Source organism: Paraburkholderia sp. HP33-1 (assembly GCF_021390595.1).
GTDB lineage: Bacteria > Pseudomonadota > Gammaproteobacteria > Burkholderiales > Burkholderiaceae > Paraburkholderia.
This window is the reverse complement of record NZ_JAJEJR010000003.1, coordinates 918,036-933,456: the sequence shown is the minus strand read 5'-3', so window position 1 is coordinate 933,456 and position 15,421 is coordinate 918,036. Positions and strand designations below refer to the sequence as shown.

General features: G+C 59.3%; 13 protein-coding genes and 2 pseudogenes. 6 read left to right on the top strand and 9 right to left on the bottom strand.

Translation table 11 applies throughout. The annotated features are described in order from the left end of the window. Nucleotides 1-112: 112 nt before the first annotated feature. The 5 genes and pseudogenes from L0U81_RS31200 to L0U81_RS31180 all read right to left on the bottom strand — a co-directional run. Nucleotides 113-184, bottom strand: a pseudogene (locus L0U81_RS31200) (IS6 family transposase); the annotation flags it as partial. A 118-nt stretch (nt 185-302) separates the two neighbouring features. Then, a complete protein-coding gene (locus L0U81_RS31195; RefSeq protein WP_233809650.1) occupies nt 303-1,562 on the bottom strand; it encodes a GNAT family N-acetyltransferase in 1,260 nt (419 codons plus the stop codon). Between the two features lie 564 nt (nt 1,563-2,126). Beyond that, nucleotides 2,127-2,525 carry an RcnB family protein gene (locus tag L0U81_RS31190; RefSeq protein WP_233809648.1) on the bottom strand — a complete coding sequence of 133 codons (399 nt, stop codon included), beginning with the start codon at nt 2,523-2,525 and terminating at the stop codon, nt 2,127-2,129. Nucleotides 2,526-2,679: 154 nt separating this feature from the next. Beyond that, nucleotides 2,680-3,102 carry a DUF4148 domain-containing protein gene (locus L0U81_RS31185; RefSeq protein WP_233809646.1) on the bottom strand — a complete coding sequence of 141 codons (423 nt, stop codon included), beginning with the start codon at nt 3,100-3,102 and terminating at the stop codon, nt 2,680-2,682. 332 nt (nt 3,103-3,434) lie between these two features. Continuing rightward, nucleotides 3,435-4,213 (bottom strand): annotated as a pseudogene (locus L0U81_RS31180) (PDDEXK nuclease domain-containing protein); the annotation flags it as partial. Nucleotides 4,214-4,814: 601 nt separating this feature from the next. Between L0U81_RS31180 and L0U81_RS31175 the strand changes: the two are divergent. The 3 genes from L0U81_RS31175 to L0U81_RS31165 are packed head-to-tail and all read left to right on the top strand — an operon-like array spanning nt 4,815 to nt 6,056. After that, nucleotides 4,815-5,189, top strand: coding sequence for a hypothetical protein (locus tag L0U81_RS31175; RefSeq protein WP_233809644.1), 375 nt, complete (start codon nt 4,815-4,817; stop codon nt 5,187-5,189). A 4-nt stretch (nt 5,190-5,193) separates the two neighbouring features. After that, nucleotides 5,194-5,541, top strand: coding sequence for a hypothetical protein (locus L0U81_RS31170; RefSeq protein ID WP_233809642.1), 348 nt, complete (start codon nt 5,194-5,196; stop codon nt 5,539-5,541). A gap of 23 nt (nt 5,542-5,564) precedes the next feature. Next, nucleotides 5,565-6,056: a lytic transglycosylase domain-containing protein gene (locus L0U81_RS31165; RefSeq protein ID WP_233809640.1), complete on the top strand. Its 492-nt coding sequence runs from the start codon at nt 5,565-5,567 to the stop codon at nt 6,054-6,056. Between the two features lie 651 nt (nt 6,057-6,707). Here the strand turns inward: L0U81_RS31165 and L0U81_RS31160 are convergent. The 4 genes from L0U81_RS31160 to L0U81_RS31145 form a co-directional block, all read right to left on the bottom strand. Next, entirely contained in the window at nt 6,708-7,283 is a 576-nt protein-coding gene (locus tag L0U81_RS31160; RefSeq protein WP_233809638.1) for a c-type cytochrome, read from the bottom strand. 27 nt (nt 7,284-7,310) lie between these two features. Then, on the bottom strand, nt 7,311-7,832 hold the full coding sequence (locus tag L0U81_RS31155; RefSeq protein ID WP_233809636.1) for an SCO family protein: 522 nt from the start codon (nt 7,830-7,832) through the stop codon (nt 7,311-7,313). 104 nt (nt 7,833-7,936) lie between these two features. Then, on the bottom strand, nt 7,937-9,442 hold the full coding sequence (locus L0U81_RS31150; protein ID WP_233809634.1) for a multicopper oxidase family protein: 1,506 nt from the start codon (nt 9,440-9,442) through the stop codon (nt 7,937-7,939). A 974-nt stretch (nt 9,443-10,416) separates the two neighbouring features. Continuing rightward, complete coding sequence (locus tag L0U81_RS31145; protein ID WP_233809632.1) at nt 10,417-11,670, bottom strand: citrate synthase family protein; 1,254 nt, start codon at nt 11,668-11,670, stop codon at nt 10,417-10,419. Nucleotides 11,671-11,888: 218 nt separating this feature from the next. Between L0U81_RS31145 and L0U81_RS31140 the strand changes: the two genes are divergently transcribed. From L0U81_RS31140 to L0U81_RS31130, 3 genes are read left to right on the top strand one after another with little or no spacing between them, the layout of a single operon-like run. Further along, the gene (locus tag L0U81_RS31140; protein ID WP_233809630.1) at nt 11,889-13,010 is read left to right on the top strand and encodes a cupin domain-containing protein; all 1,122 of its coding nucleotides are present in this window, start codon (nt 11,889-11,891) and stop codon (nt 13,008-13,010) included. An 11-nt stretch (nt 13,011-13,021) separates the two neighbouring features. Beyond that, nucleotides 13,022-13,915, top strand: a complete 894-nt coding sequence (gene dapA / locus L0U81_RS31135) for a 4-hydroxy-tetrahydrodipicolinate synthase (protein WP_233809628.1) — start codon at nt 13,022-13,024, stop codon at nt 13,913-13,915. A 34-nt stretch (nt 13,916-13,949) separates the two neighbouring features. After that, nucleotides 13,950-15,413, top strand: a complete 1,464-nt coding sequence (locus L0U81_RS31130) for an NAD-dependent succinate-semialdehyde dehydrogenase (protein WP_233809626.1) — start codon at nt 13,950-13,952, stop codon at nt 15,411-15,413. Nucleotides 15,414-15,421 lie beyond the last annotated feature (8 nt).

Genomic DNA, 15,421 nt, shown 5'->3' with positions numbered 1-15,421 from the left:
TCTTCGATCCCGCGAATTGTCTACAAGCCGGCATCTATCGTCACGTCGGCCAGTTCCGCAATGTCCGCCTTCGCTGCCGGATAGCTGCGCAGTTGGTCAGTCACAATCCTGCGCTCGCGTACGTCACGCTCACGTCGCGTTCTAGCAGCAACTCCTCGATATCGCGCAGGCTGAGGTTGAAGCGAAAGGGCTTGTGCTGATGGCAGGCACATCAAAAGCCGAATGAACAGAAGCATTCGAGACCTTCAAAATGCGCACCGATCTTGCTGATAGGTGGGAGTCCATATACGGCTATACGAATATCAAAGCTCTTCAGAGTGGTTCGATGTTTTCTTAAAAGGGGAACATTCCGGCGCCTCTTCGTGCTGGATCAGTCGCAGCAAAGGGCTGATGGCCTGGTTTAGCAGAGGCTGGCGGTGCCGCACCCAAATCTGCATCGGCTCCGGCAGACAGCCAATTCGCGCTTTGGGTGCAAGCGCCGTTCTGCCGAAAGAGACGCGCCGGCAACGGAAATCGATTGCCTGCGTCAATGATGCATGCAGAAGGCGCAGATACAGCGGCACACCATTGCCGGCTGCTTCGCGATCGAAACCGATGTGCCAGACGACCGCCGTCTCCGCATCCTTGAGCGTGACAACGAAGCCATAAATCTGGCTACCCTTAACGGCGACGTGGAAAGCGACGCATGCGCCGGCAGCTAGCGCTAACGCAGGCCAGTATTCCTGATCCAGCATAAACGGGCGCAAGCTGGCATGGGCGTGAGTCTGCAGATAAAGATCCTGCAAACGTCCGGCGACCGACGCCACCGTCTCAAGGCGTTCGATCCGGAATCCAGCCGCATCGAACGGTTTGTAGATCTGGGACCTGACGGCATTGCGGTACTTGGAAGCAAGACTGGCAAGATAGTCATCGTGGGTATCGATGCCTTCGGGTAGCGTCAGCACCATGTTGGGCTCGGTTTCGACGGCAGAATAGCTGAGGTTCCCGAGGCAGGAACTGGGTACCTTGTCGGCCTCCAGAATGTCCTTAACCAGAATCACGTTGGTCTGACCATCCAGCTTTTCGGATCGGCGGGTACGATAGAGTGCCTCCGCCACCGCAGGCCACAGTTCCGCAGGAGTGCTGCCGGGCGCGAAACAAACGCCGTGCTGCCCGTAACTGAGCAGGTTGCCGCAGACAAGAATACGCTCTCTGAGTGGAACTTTGAGCTTGGGCTTGCCTTGTTCACCAAAGTGTTCGAGGCTCACCTGGACGATTTGCATGCAGACTGTGGCCAGCGGTCCGTCGTCATCCGAGATCAAGGCGTAGCGCGGCTCGAGATTGGCCGGACCTGCCACTTCAATCATTTGCAGGTATTCAGGCGAAAAATAAAAGCTTTGCCCGGCAGTTACTGTGCGCCAATCCTCGACATTAAGCTGTCGCAGACGATGAGCAATGGCGATTTGAAAGCCACTGGCGCGACGCAGTTTCTTGCGTAGTTGCAGGCGGGTGTTCAGTGGCTTTGGAAGTAGTTTCATCGCGAACGGGCGAGGATGACCGGCAAACTCAATTGGATGCCACATCTTGCTTCGCTGCAATGTTATCTAAGGCGAATCCTTCGCATGGGGCACTCGAAGAATCTTACGACCGCTTTGGTCCCGCGGGTGCAGGTTTTGCGGTCTCGTCGACGCGTGCTGATCGCAGTGATTGAAGCCAGTCAAACGCGCCGCTGGGTTCAGGGGCACGCGTCGGATCGCAATGCCATCGGGTTTCCACACAACCTGGATTATTCGCCGCCCGCTCGTCCTCGGTCAGGTAGACGTCGAATGCTCGGGCTCGCCTTCAGGCGCGCGTGACGCGCATGCTATATCGGGGTATCCGGAAGATCGCCCGGCAGTTCGGTCTCAATCTGATCGATGGTCGGCGGTCCGGTCTCAAGGGCAGCCGGCACTTCACGCATGAGCTGATACTCGGCGACGCCCATCGTTCTGGCCACGCCGCGTAGCGCATCTTGGGGTAATCGGATAGCGCGGCGCGTACCAGAGCGAACCCGATTGAACGGCGTGAATAGCGGCTGCCCGTCGGATTAGTGCGCGGCCGCTGTCTGCGTGGATGAATCCAACCCGTTGAAACGGTTGCCGCCGGTGTTAGTGGCCGGAGAGCAGGACGTCCGCAATGATGCCAGTTGCGATAGCGGCGAGCACGTAATCTCCGTTCACTCCAACCCAGTGATAGCCTCGCGGCGGCGGTCGCAGTCCGTGGCCGCGCCAGTCGTCGACTACGTAGTTGTGGTCGCGGTATTCAGGCGGAAGCCGATCGCCCTGGCGCCAGTCGGCACGCGGCATCGGGCCGCCCGGCCGGCCGCTATAGGCCTCGTGCGGCATGGGACCATGACCGTGACCGGGCGGCGGACGCATGTCGTGTTGTTGCGGGCCGTGCGCCGACCAGTCATTGTGACGCTGCTTGTCGTGAGGCTGGGCGAAAACGGGGATCGACGCGCCAAGCAGAGCGGCGATCATGAAATGCGCGAGTAATTTTGATTTCATGGCTGCTTTGACAAAAGAAGTGATCGAGATGAAACAGTCGCGTTTGACGGCGACTACGTTTCCCGAGTCAGTTGGTGTAGATGTGAGTGCGCAGTGTTTCTGCGCACTTCCATGGAAAGACAGGCGGACGGTCGGTCAGTCGCTTGTCAGCCGGTTAGTGACCGAAGTAGACCGAGCCCGGGCCGGTGCGAGCTGCCTCGCTCTTGTAGACAGGGCCGCCCGCTGCGGACGAGCCGCTTACGACGCCACCCACTCCGGAGGTGTCGCCAACGCTTTCGATCTCAATCACTTCTTCACTGACTGCCACGACGGTCACCGGGTGACTGCCGCTCACGCCGGGCGTGCCCGCGTGTTGCGCAGCGACCTTGGCTTCGGCAGCCTGGATGTCCGCCGGATATTCGCGCGGGTTTGCACGGGCCGGGTTGTAACCCGCCGCTTCGATCTCGACCAGTTGCTCACGGACTTCCGCGCGGGTCAGCGGATGGTTTGCTGCGACGTTTGCTGCGGCAAAAACCGTAATCGGAGCAGCGAAGGCGATGGCAGCCACAAAGGCGGCGAGTCTAACGATGGGTCTCATGATTACTACCTCCTTGGTTTCTGTTGGGGCGCTACAAGCGTGTGCTTGTCTTCGACCTTTAAGGCGATTGTAAGGAAATAGTAATTAAGGGTAAACGCCTATTTTGTAACCATATTTTTCATAAATTGCAATAATCACGATCTATCTGTGCAGAATTGTTGATCGCCTGTACATCTTGAATGGCAATCCGGATTCAGGCACGGATGAGCAGGGGCCGCCCTGCGATCCAGACATCGGCGCGCCACCCATTTTCACCGTCAAGCCACGCCTCATGGCGCAGAGCCATTTCCGGGGATCGGAAATGATGGGCATCACTTTGATGTCTCCCTCAGCTTGAATGGCGTCGTCTTGAGCTCGACCACGACGTAGCAGCGCAACTTCAAATGGTCGAAGAGCAGATCGATGAAAAATTCATCGCCAGCGACCTCCAGCCGGTACTGGCGTCCAACGAATGCGAAGCCGGCGCCCAGTTCGAGCAGGAAGCGCGTGATGTGCCGCGTGAGCGCATGCTCGATGTCGCGCTCCTGGGCGTTCTCGGTCAACCCGAGGAAGTCGAAGATATACGGATCCTTAAGCACCTCACGCGCGAGATCCGATTGGGGTGGGGGCAGCCGGTCGGCGAAATTCGTCACCGCGTTGCCGGCGCGCGCATGGGCCGCCGTCTCGATCTGCATGGTCAGCACGCTGCGCGACCAGCCGTGCTCAAGCGATTTTTCCGCATACCAAAGTCGCTGGGCGGCGTCATCCAATTTGTCGAGCAGTGTCACTACGTGCGACCACGGCAATTGTGCAACGGCCTGTTGCACAAATTCCGGCTGTGGAAAGGCGTGCGCGAGCGCACGCATGTACTTGAGGTTGCGCGGCGAGAATCCGCGCATGTCGGGAAACGCCGTTTTGAGATCGCCTGCGAGCCGGTCGACAACGCTCGCGCCCCAGCCCTGTTTTTGCTGCCTGTCGAGAATGTCGCGGCCGATCTGCCAGTACAGTGCTACCAGCTCGCGATTCGCGCTGGCCACGGTGCGCTGCCGCGCGCGCTCGAAGGCTGCTTGAGCTCGGTAAACCAGTGGCGATAATCCTCAGCCCACGCGGGCGTACCCAGATCTTTGGTCATGCGCTTTGGTCATCGGGCACGGGTTGTCGCGCCCGGAAGGAAATTATCCCGAGGGAACCGGCTGTAGACAAGCAGAGCCGGCGTGGAGTCGTCTCGATTGTAGCATCGCACCCTTTTTGAAAAGTTGATAAACTTGATTATGTCAAATCAGGTATTTCCAGACGAAGGCTCAAAGTCTGGATCTCAGCAATAGCAAACACCGCACATGCTTCGCGCGTTTATTTGCAACTGGTCGAGCCGACTGGATCGTGGCGTCATAAACCCGCGGTGAAAGAGTGCTGTGCCTTCCCCGGTTCGCCGGCCGTGTCGCGGCAGCCTAATCGCGATAAGCGCGGGCGAGTTAAGAGTCGGCGCCGCAAACGAAGCGAACTGACAGTCAAGCTCGCCACTTGCAGTCTCACGAGCCTTCATGACTGACGCTTTACCCGAGAGGGCAAGAAGTTCTTTGCTCCAAGGCGGCGGTGCGCGCAGCGACTTTCCGGGAAGCGGCACCGCGAGAGCGAACTTTTTCTTTTTCGCAAACGTTTGCCTCCCGAGTATCAAGTCTCCGCTGCCCAAGCCGAAAACACGTACATCGCCACGAAACTTTGGAGACCCCGACGTGACGCGCGTAGTGCTCTTACTTGCCGTAATGTTTGTGACAGGCTGCGCACAACTGCAGCAGCCCAATACGGCTCAAGCCGAGAAACCTGCGGTGTCGAACGTGATCATGAAGTTCGACATTCCCGCCGATGCACTGGGCGCGCGCGATCCGCAACTGGCTGCGGTGCTCGCCAAGGCGGGCGCGCTCGCCGCCGCGCAGAAGCAGCCCACCGTGATCCGCGCGACGGCGCTGGGCCAGGACTTCAAGTACATCAACCAGGCGATCTGGCGAGGCGTGCCGCAGCAGGGGCTCAAACCCACGCTCGAAAACCTTACGGCCGGCTCTAACCAGACGTACAGCGTCTCGATAGAGCCGCTACATGCGGGGAACTGACACGATGCGCCTGATTGCTTTCGCCGCGGCATCGCTATGCTTAAGTTCGGCCGCATGGGCGGGCCAGCCCGCCGCCAGCGCGCCTGCAACTACGGCCGCCGCTGCCACCCCTGCCACCACAGCCTCTGCGGACAAGGTCTACCCGCCGCTACCCACGCTCGCCATGCTGCCGCCCTCCACCGGCGACGACGACGACCTTCCCGCGCCGCGCTCGACGTCGCACAACAAGAAGAATATGCACCAGCACGATTGCCACTGCGCGATGCCGACGCCGCGCCTCGTCGTCTCCGATGCGTCGCGCACCTATCTCAAGGACATCGAGCGGCAGCTCGATTCCGCGCTGGCGCAGTAAAGCAGGATCTGGAGCCTCGACCCATGCACCAGCACAAGACCAACGCCTTCCGCCCTTTGCGGTCGTGGGCCATCTGCGCCTGGGTGGCGCTGCTGGCGCTCGGCAGTTCGGCCGCGCAAGCCGCCCCGCCCGCCGACGACTGCTTCGAAAAGGCCGGCGCTTACCAGGGCGTCAATCCGCTCGTGCTGCGCGCCGTGGCGTGGCGCGAATCGAAAGGCGACGCGACCGCCATCAACCGTAACGCCAACGGTTCGATCGACGTGGGGCAATTGCAGATCAATTCGATCCACTTTCCGGAACTCAAGAGCCGGGGCATTCCGCACCGCGCGCTTACGGACCCGTGCGTGAATATCTTTGTGGCCGCTTGGCTGCTCAAGCAGAAGATGGTGCGGTTCGGCAACACATGGCGCGCAATCGGCGCGTATCACTCGGAATCGCCGCACGAGCGCGACGCCTACGCGCGCAGCATCCAAGCGATTCTCGTGAGCTGGGGGCAGTTGCAGCCGGAGCGGTGAGGTTCAAGCGCAGGCCCGATCGGGCATTTTGCAGGTTCCGAAGTGAACCGGCCATTGGAATGACTGCTTTCTGCGTTGCGTGAACCGCAACTATTGGCCGATTGTCCGCGTTCGGCTTTCAGTGCCCTTAGCCGGCGCTCGAAAACATACCCTCATGCCAATGGCCGCTTTGTGGCCTCGTAATTCAGCGGGTACAAGCGGGCAGGAAGGGACATTCGAGACTGTCTTTCCATGGACATTCGTACGGCAGCTAGCGGTCCGCCAAGCGTCATTCAGGGGTGGAAGGGCTTTAAGAAAGGGTTTCAAAAAGGGCTTCATAGGGGCTGGCAGAAACGGTTCTGCTGAGCGCGTTCGCCCTTGGTTGGCACGGCGCAATCTTGAACAACCTGCGCCGCCTGCACAGCAGCCTGCGCTACCTTTCACCGCTAGAGTTCGAACAGTTGCACGCGCAAATACAAACATCGTCGCATTGCGGGTTGCCCGCCGACGGGCAGCGTCATGGGCGAGAGAAGCACCCCGCTGCCAGTCCGTGGACAACCCGCGCCTCACCGTCACATGGAGGCTAGATCACATTCAATCTCTGAATGCACAACTGTCCGTCGAAGCGGGTCAACTTCGACATGCCGCGCAGCAGGTGTCATGACGCTTCGCTCAACGGGACTGGGCACGCCAGCGCGCCGCAGTGGCGTTGCAATTCGGCGGCAGCGTCCATTCAACGTCCCCGGCATTAGGTGGCATGCCGGCAAAGCCAGGATTGAGCATTGCCTGGGAGACGCGAAGTCCAAGTGGCCAACGGGCTTTGATGGAGGCCATGACCTGCAAGATTTCGGCGTCACTCAACACGTCCTTGAAGGCAGGCATATAACTGATCTGGGACGGGTGTGTCGCGCTGAAACGCCCGTATTTGATCATGTGAAAGATATCCGCATCGGCGTGCTGCCAGGTATGGCCAGATTCATCATGAGCGGGCGCACGCCGAGGTGCGAACTGATCTTCGAGTTGCCAGAGCGGCTGGCCCTGCAGGTTTCGGCCATGACACGACGCGCACTTACGCAGGTAAACGACCTTTCCTGCGTTGACCAAGGCAGGGTCGTCAGCATTAGCGATGCGCGATGCGGCATCCGCGGGTGTCTTGGCGTGTACTCCTGCCACGCCAAGGCCGAGAACGACCGCTGACACCGTCAACGCGCACGTCAGGCTTGAGCCGGAACGAGAACCTGAGTTCACAAGCCCTTTCCCCTCGACCGGTCGGCATCACCGGACGCGTTTGCGCAGTTCATCAGCAAGCTTGTGTCCAGGAAGATCCCCAGACAGCAGTGCGGAAAATTCGCCGTCTGGATTCAGCAGGAACAGGAACGAACTATGGTCCACCGTGTACGCGTCGTCCTTTAGCTTCCGTATGCGATAGAAGACGCGATACGACTTGGCTGCGACCTTGACTTGCTCGGGCGTTCCGGTCAGGCCCACGATCCTGGCATCGAATGATCCCAGATAGGCCGAGAGGAGTTGCGCCGTGTCGTGCGCCGGGTCGACCGTGATGAACAGAGGCTGGATTTTCCCGGCGAGCGGGCCCAGCGCCTCAAGGGCCACACTGACCTCTGTCAGCACGGTCGGACACACATCGGGGCACGAGGTGTAGCCGAAATAGATCAGCTGCCATTTGCCGCGATAGGACTGTTCGGTGACGGCAGCGCCTGCCGTAGTGACGAGCGCGAAGTGCCCTCCAATGAGCGAGGGGGGCTGGGCGAGAGCGATGGTCGCTGCGGCAGCGCACATACAGGCCGCCATGCATGCACAAACGCGCGCGCGAGTGCGACCTCTGGCAGAGCGCACTCCTGCCACTGGCATGCGATCATCCATTGGGGCGTGCAAATCGGTATTCATGAGCGCGGCAGCACCCGGACGATAGCCATCATGCCGTTATCTTCATGGCCCAGGATGTGGCAGTGGTAGACAAAGTCCCCCACGTCAGCCCCCCGGAAATCCATGCGAACCTTGATGCTGGGATAGGGTCCTGAGCCACTCCAATACGGTATTTGATAGGTATCGAAGAGCTGTTCCTGGTCTCCAGACACAGGCTCGCCGTTCACAGCCTCTAACAGAAAATGGATCTGGTGTATGTGAAAGACGTGGTTCTCACCCGTGCGATTCTCTATGGTCCATTCTTCCACCGAGCCTTGGTGGGTCGTTACGGCGGGGGGCTCGTTGGGGTCGAACAATCTCGGTGTCGCCCCGTCAACGGTGATATAAAAATTGGTTGGACTGGCGGGATTGTTCGGGTCCGAAACCACCTCCGAGAAGTAGAGCTTGCGCGTTGCGCTCGGAACGACCTTGTCCAGTCTCTCGAAACGCTGAGGACCGGCTGGAGCAAAGGTGCTGGCCGGGATCTGCGCCAGGCTCGTTCGCCCCACGGTCCTGACGAGAGCCAAGGGCCGTTGGGGATCACTGTCGCCCAAGGGGCCCGTATCGACCTTCAACGTTTTAAGGACCGCTTGCTTCACAAGTGCCGATGGGCCGTCGACGATGAATTCGGCACGTCCCGCCGCGGGCAACAAGATGTGCTCGCTCGTGAGCATGTGGCCGCGTCTTGTCCCGTCTTGCGATCCGGTCGGTACACCGTCCAGTGCCACAATATGCAGCGGTTGCGCAACGTCGTCATACGCGAGCTGGAGATCCAGAATGGAATCAGCCGACGCATTGACGACGCGCCAGAATTCTTGCTGGTCTTGCTTCATTTCGATCACTGCAGGCGTCAACGCCGGGTATGGTACCGGCACGTAGTTCACGGACAGATCCCATGACGGCACGGCACCGCCTGGCGTGAGATTGCCCGCGACGGTCTGGTCTCGGATCACCAGCACGCGCTCGGGCAGACCGGCCACGGCTGGCTGCAATTGCTCCATGCCTTCAACAATGATGGCGCCGGAAGCGCCGCCTTGCAGGGCCGCCTCGGCGAGTCCGTGAACGTGCGGGTGATACCAATACAGACCAGGAGGCTCGTCAATGGGGAATTGGATCGAGTAGTTGAAGCTCTCATTCGAATTGATGAGGGTGCGAATGACGTTGTCCGAATGGCAGGCGGGCGAAGTGTTCGTCCCGTGAAAATGCACGTTCAGGGACGTGATGGTCATCATCGCAGAGCCGCACTGATCGGACGGGCTGGACATGACTTCGATCGGGGCACCCGCAGGCGGCGCCGGCACGTCGTTGTGAACGAGCACGTCCAGGCGATCCCCTGGCTTGATGTGCAGCGTCGGTGCTTGCGCCCCATCCGGCGTCACGAAACAGAACAGGGTTCGGCCATCCGCATCCACCGTCGTGTAGTAGTTGAACTCAACGGAGAGGACGCCATCCCTGGAATACAGATTCGGGGGCGGGACGGCCACGCTCCCTGCCACGGGCCGCGGACACGGGTTGCTCGTTTGCGCAAGCGCGCAAGCCGGCACGATAAGGAGCGACACAATAGCGCACAACAGGCGCCAGGCAAGCCTTCGATATCTCGAGACACCCCTTGTGCATCCGCATTTGCGATTGCAGTCGCCGAGGTACCATTCCCTCCGCCACCGCAAGCAGTCAAAAACGCTGAAACTGGCAAACGAATCGCAGTTCTCGTTTTTCACGCGGCGCTCCAATTATGTTATTAGCGGAATCGGAAGTCTGGCCATGAGTCACCCCGACGCCGCTTAATGCGAAAAATTTCAGTGTGGCTGTGCGGTCATCGCTATTTCGATCAGGGCTTCAGTAGTGTGTTACAGCAATCCGTCATTCTGCGATGGCCGTGACACACACACCTTGAGCATTGATGGCGATGAGAACCAAAGCGACGCGCAACGCGATGGCGAGCTCGCGCATGATCTTCCTGTTGATTGAAATTGAGCGTCGATGTAGTTGACCACGAAACGCGAGTCACGATGTACTCGGGAATGTAGGCCACGCGCTCTCATAATGATCCGGTCGAATTGCTTCTCTGTGCGGAAAGTCACACTTCTTCGTCGCTATCCGTATTTGTGAATTTTGAAATGCTTGCGGACAGGATTTGCTTAAAGTAGTTAGATATCCGTGTGATATTTGCCGGACGACAGCTTCGCAATACAGTGTGCTCAATGGAGAAAGCGGCGCTTTTTCAAGGCTGTCTTCGACGTTTCGTTTCATTGATAATTTCGCTTCAGCGGCGAGCCCCGATTTGGCTTCCGATAAACTCGCGGTACTTTCGCAAACTTTGCGCGCAAACGACCGTTGTTGACGCATTGGATCTTGCTGAGCGCGGGTGACGGCAGAAACCAGCTTCCTGCTGCGGATGACGCGCCTTCCGACGGCTGAAAATAACTTGGCACCGGTCTTTACGTCGAAGGCACGTCGATCATCGCGACAACGGTTTGCCCACAAACTTCGCACGCGGGCGTAGCAAGAACCCTAAAGTGCGCTGCTCAAGCACGTGGGCAACCCAGCCGCTGGCGCGACTGAGGATCCAAATGGCCGTGGCCGAGCCGTCCGGCATACCCAACGCGCGTGTCAGTGTTACCAGTGAAATCGCGACTCCGGGGCGGGATTCGAGGCTACTCCGAACATCGTCCAGAAACGCTAGCGTGTTCCGCGTTGCCGCATTGAGTTTCGGTAGCGAGCGCGTCAGTTCAAGAATGAGATCTGCACGGGGATCACCGCCTGGATACATCGGGTGATTGAATCCGAACAGACTCGCACCGTATTCCTTAACCAAACCTACCCTCTGGGAGAGATCCTTCGCAGAGGTCGTCTGTAACAAAGCCGTCTCAACCTTTTGCGTAGCGGTACCTGTAGAAAAGCCCAGATGTGCCCCTATTGCCGCGGATACGCAGTTGAAAAGGTCAGCATTTGTCGAAGCCGCAATACGCGCGGCGAACGTGGCCGGCGCAAGTTCGTTGTCGGCAAGGACGATGAGCGCTCCATTCACGGCACTGACTGCTTCCGGCGTCTGAGCAATACCGTTGATGCGTAGAAGGAAAGTAGCAAGTGACTCATGCGGCTGGCGTTCAACATATCGACGTACGGACTGCAGAAAGCCGAGACAGCCCGCCATCGTCTGCATGATCAGTCGCGCGGCGGGCACAGATGCGCCGTCCGCAATCTCCTGCGCTCCACGGCCTTGCATGCCCAGTCCGAAGGTAACCATACCAAGCAAGTTGCCGATATCGCCAGAAACAGGGCTCTTTCGGTAGTGATCCAGCAACTGCCTCACGTCGACGGGAGTAGCAATTGCGGGCCACGGTGCGAAATTGTCCTGCCACATGCCCGTTATCAATAGCTGCGCGACCGATTCAAAAGCAACACCGGTTCGCGCCATCTCGACAGCAGACCGATTGCGGTAAAGCGGACCCTCGGACGTCACCTGGGTGATCGCAGACGCAACTACGGGCGCTCCCCAATGCATCGTCGATTCCGCCGCGGCCACTGCCGGCGGCCGCCCACGCTTGCGACTGCGCATGCGCTCGACGTCCGTCCGGTAGTACAGGCTCTTACGCCCATCCGGGTGAGGCGCGGTCTTGATCATTCCCCGGCTCACATACGCGTAGAGAGTACCGGGCTTGATACTGAGCAGTTCGAGCACTTCGGCACGAGTCAACAGATCTTTGAGCATTTACTTGCGTTTGAATCATCGAACGTAATCAACAAATTGTACCGCTGCGCCAGTGAACACCACGGAAGCTCGCCGTTCCGGGGTGTCGCGCTCGTTATGTTGATTTGAATTCTCAATCTTGATTATTAACTGCACGAAGCCTATCGTTTGCGCATCGTCGAAGCAATGCAGCAATTGCCGCGAAAAAGCCACTATCGGTCCAGGAGGAAGGGGAAACCATGCACGAACTCAAGCGCGACTTCGCGACTCGCCAAGCCATGTTCATCGATCAAACCGGTGCAAGTCCACGCGACAATCACTATTGGGAACCGCTCGTCATCACTCGCGAGGAAATCGAGGCTGAAGTGGCGCGGCTTGCGGCGCTGCCGGCTCCGGAAGATGGTCGCCGTCAATCCCTCATCGTCCATCCGGCTGCAGACCGCACTAGTCCGGGACTCGCACCTGGCATCCAGGTGGTGCTTCATGTGCTGCTGCCGGGCGAATCGACGCGACCGATGCGCCACAACGCGACCGAGGTGAACTTCTGCATCCGTGGTGGTGGCCGCACAATCGTTGCCGGTCGTTCGATCTCGTTCCGCCAGTACGACGTCTGGAATCACCCTTCTTACGTTGCATATCAACACATCAACGATACCGACGAGATTCAGGTTCGCCTTACCTATTCGAACGTTCCCCTTCTGCAGCACATGGAAATCTACGTCCCCGATTTCGACGTTGCGCTCAACGTCGAGAGCGGCCCCGCGATCACCCACGCCGACGACGATCCCCGGCGCAAGAATCCGTTTGGTACCTTCCCGATCGGCACCGAAGGCGGCCTGCTCATGCCGTACGAGACGCTGATCAACCCAACGGTTATCGAATCGAAGCCGCTTCACTTTGCCTGGGAAACCGTCAAGTCTGAACTCGACAAACTCGCCGCGCTGAGCAGCGACTACATCGGTCGACGCCTGTACATGATGTACAACCCCGCTACAGGTCGCACGAATGGCATCACGCCGAACTTCTTCGCGACGATGACGATTCGCCCGCCGAAGATCGTTGATCGGCCGCACCGTCACGTCTCCGCTGCAATCAACTACTACTTCTCCGGCTCCGGTCACAGCATGGTTGCCGGCAATCGTTACGACTGGAAGGCGGGTGATCTGATGCTGTCGGCTCCGGGCTGGGCAGTCCACAACCATGCATCGCACGACGAGTCGGTGTACGAACTGACTATTCAGGATCAGCCGCTCAATATCTACATGGAATCGCTGCTTTGGCAGGAGAGCATGAAAGAAGCTCCCGCACTGCTCGGCACACAGACCGGATTCCAGACCAACCGTAGTGCAGCTGGCGCCTGAAGGTGACAACCATGAACCAACTAGCTGCACTGCAAGGGTCGATTACTCCGATCGTCACGCCGTTCCGCAATGGCGCCGTCGACTACGAAACGTACGCACGCCTCGTCGACTGGCAAATCGCCAACGGCGGGCACGGTGTGCTCGTCAACGGCACCACTGCGGAACCCAGCTCACTCACGGTAAGCGAACGCAACCGGCTCGTGGACGTCGCGATCGAAGCAGCCGCCGGACGCGTCCCGGTTCTCGCGGCCACCGGCTCGCAGTCACTCGCCGACACGCTCGAACTGACTGCACATGCGGACAAGGCGGCGGTTGCCGGACTGCTCGTCGTAACGCCCTATTACATCCGCCCGCCTCAGCGGGGTCTTGTCGAGTACTACGCTGAAGTTGCGGCTCGGACCGATCGTCCGGTTCTGATTTACCACATCCCCGGACGCGCAGCGGTCAGCATGGACTTGTCCACCGTCAAGGCCATCAAGGAGCGTGCGCCGAATCTCGTCGGCATGAAACACGCGGTCAACGATATGGGCTTCGTTACCCACATGCTCGACGCATTCGGTCCTGACTGGCGTGTTTTCGTCGGGCTCGAAGAACTGAGCTTCCCGATGCTGGCGGTCGGCGCGTGTGGGCTCATGAACGCCGTGGGCAATCTCGCCCCGCGCAAGGTCGCACAACTTTGCGAAGCCGTCGAACGCGGCGATCTCGAAGCCGGCCGAAAGCTGCATTTCGACCTGTTCGAACTGAATCTCTCGGTCTTCTTCGATACGAATCCGATTCCCATCAAGTACATGATGAAGCGGATGGGCCTACTGCCGACCAACGAACATCGCCTCCCGATGGTGTGCGCGACACCAGAACTCGAGAAGCGCCTCGACGGCGTTCTCGAGCGTGCAGGCTTGATCTAAGGACGGTGCGCCTATGAACAGAAGATCAGACGAGATGGCAACTCTTGCGCTCCGCCGCCCAGATCTGTTGCGCGAGGCCGCCTACATCGGTGGTGAGTGGATCACCTCGAATAGCGGTCCGAAGTTCAGCGTACGCGACCCTGCCACGGGGAAGACGGTCGGGTACGTACCTGACCTGGACGTGGGCGCAGTGAAGACAGCCGTCTCGCGGGCAGCTACCGCCTTTGACAGCTGGAAACGCACGACGGCCAGACAGCGCGCGCAGGTGCTGCGGACATGGAACGAAAAGATCCTCGAAAACATCGACGATCTAGCGCTCATTCTGACGACTGAACAAGGCAAAACGCTTGCCGAGTCTCGCGGCGAGATTCGATACGCCGCGTCGTTCATCGAATGGTTCGCCGAGGAGGCAAAACGAGTGAACGGGGACATCCTCCCTGCTCCGGTTGAAGGCAACCGCATCCTTGTTCTGAAACAGCCGATCGGCGTATGCGCAGCCGTTACACCGTGGAATTTCCCTGCGGCGATGGTGACGCGCAAGGTTGGGCCGGCCCTGGCGGCTGGCTGCACAGTGGTCCTGAAGCCGGCCAGCGCAACTCCGTTCACTGCACTCGCGCTGGCCGTACTGGCTGAGGCAGCGGGAGTACCTCCCGGCGTGATCAACGTTGTCACCGGTAGCGCTCGCCGGATCGGTGATGAACTCTGCAGCAATCCGATGGTCCGCAAGCTGACTTTTACCGGCTCGACGGAAGTGGGAAGGGAGTTAATGGCCAAGTCGTCAGCGACCGTCAAGAAAGTCTCGATGGAACTTGGCGGCAACGCCCCGTTCATTGTTTTCGATGACGCGGACGTGCCAAAGGCAGTTGCTGCAGCGATCTTTTCAAAGTTCCGTAACTCAGGACAGACGTGCGTGTGTACGAACCGCTTTCTCGTGCAAAACGGTGTCTACGACGCCTTCTGCGACGCGTTCGAGCAGGCAGTGTCTCAACTGCGGGTTGGCCCCGGGACTGTCGACGGCGTAGATCAAGGGCCGCTCATCAATGCCGACGCCATCACCCACTTGAGCGGGCTGATCGACGAGGCACGTGTTCGAGGCGCCACTGTGACCGTCGGCGGCGAACGTCATCCGCTGGGAGGCAACTTCTTCTCGCCGACCGTCGTGCGCAATGTTGTACCTGAGATGCGGATCTTCCGTGAGGAAGCATTCGGACCAGTCGCCCCAATCATTCGGTTCAGTACGGAAGCGGAAGGTATCGCTCTTGCCAATGATACCGAGTGTGGCCTGGCAGGCTACTTCTTCGCGACGGGTATGGAGCGCATTGTGCGCGTATTCGAGGCGCTCGAAACGGGCATGGTCGGTATCAACACGGGTGCAATCTCGTCGGAAGTGGTTCCGTTTGGTGGTGTAAAGGCGTCCGGCGTCGGGCGTGAAGGTTCGCGATATGGCATCGACGACTACCTCGAAATCAAGGCCGGCGTGCTCGCGGGCGCGTTCTGACAAAGCAA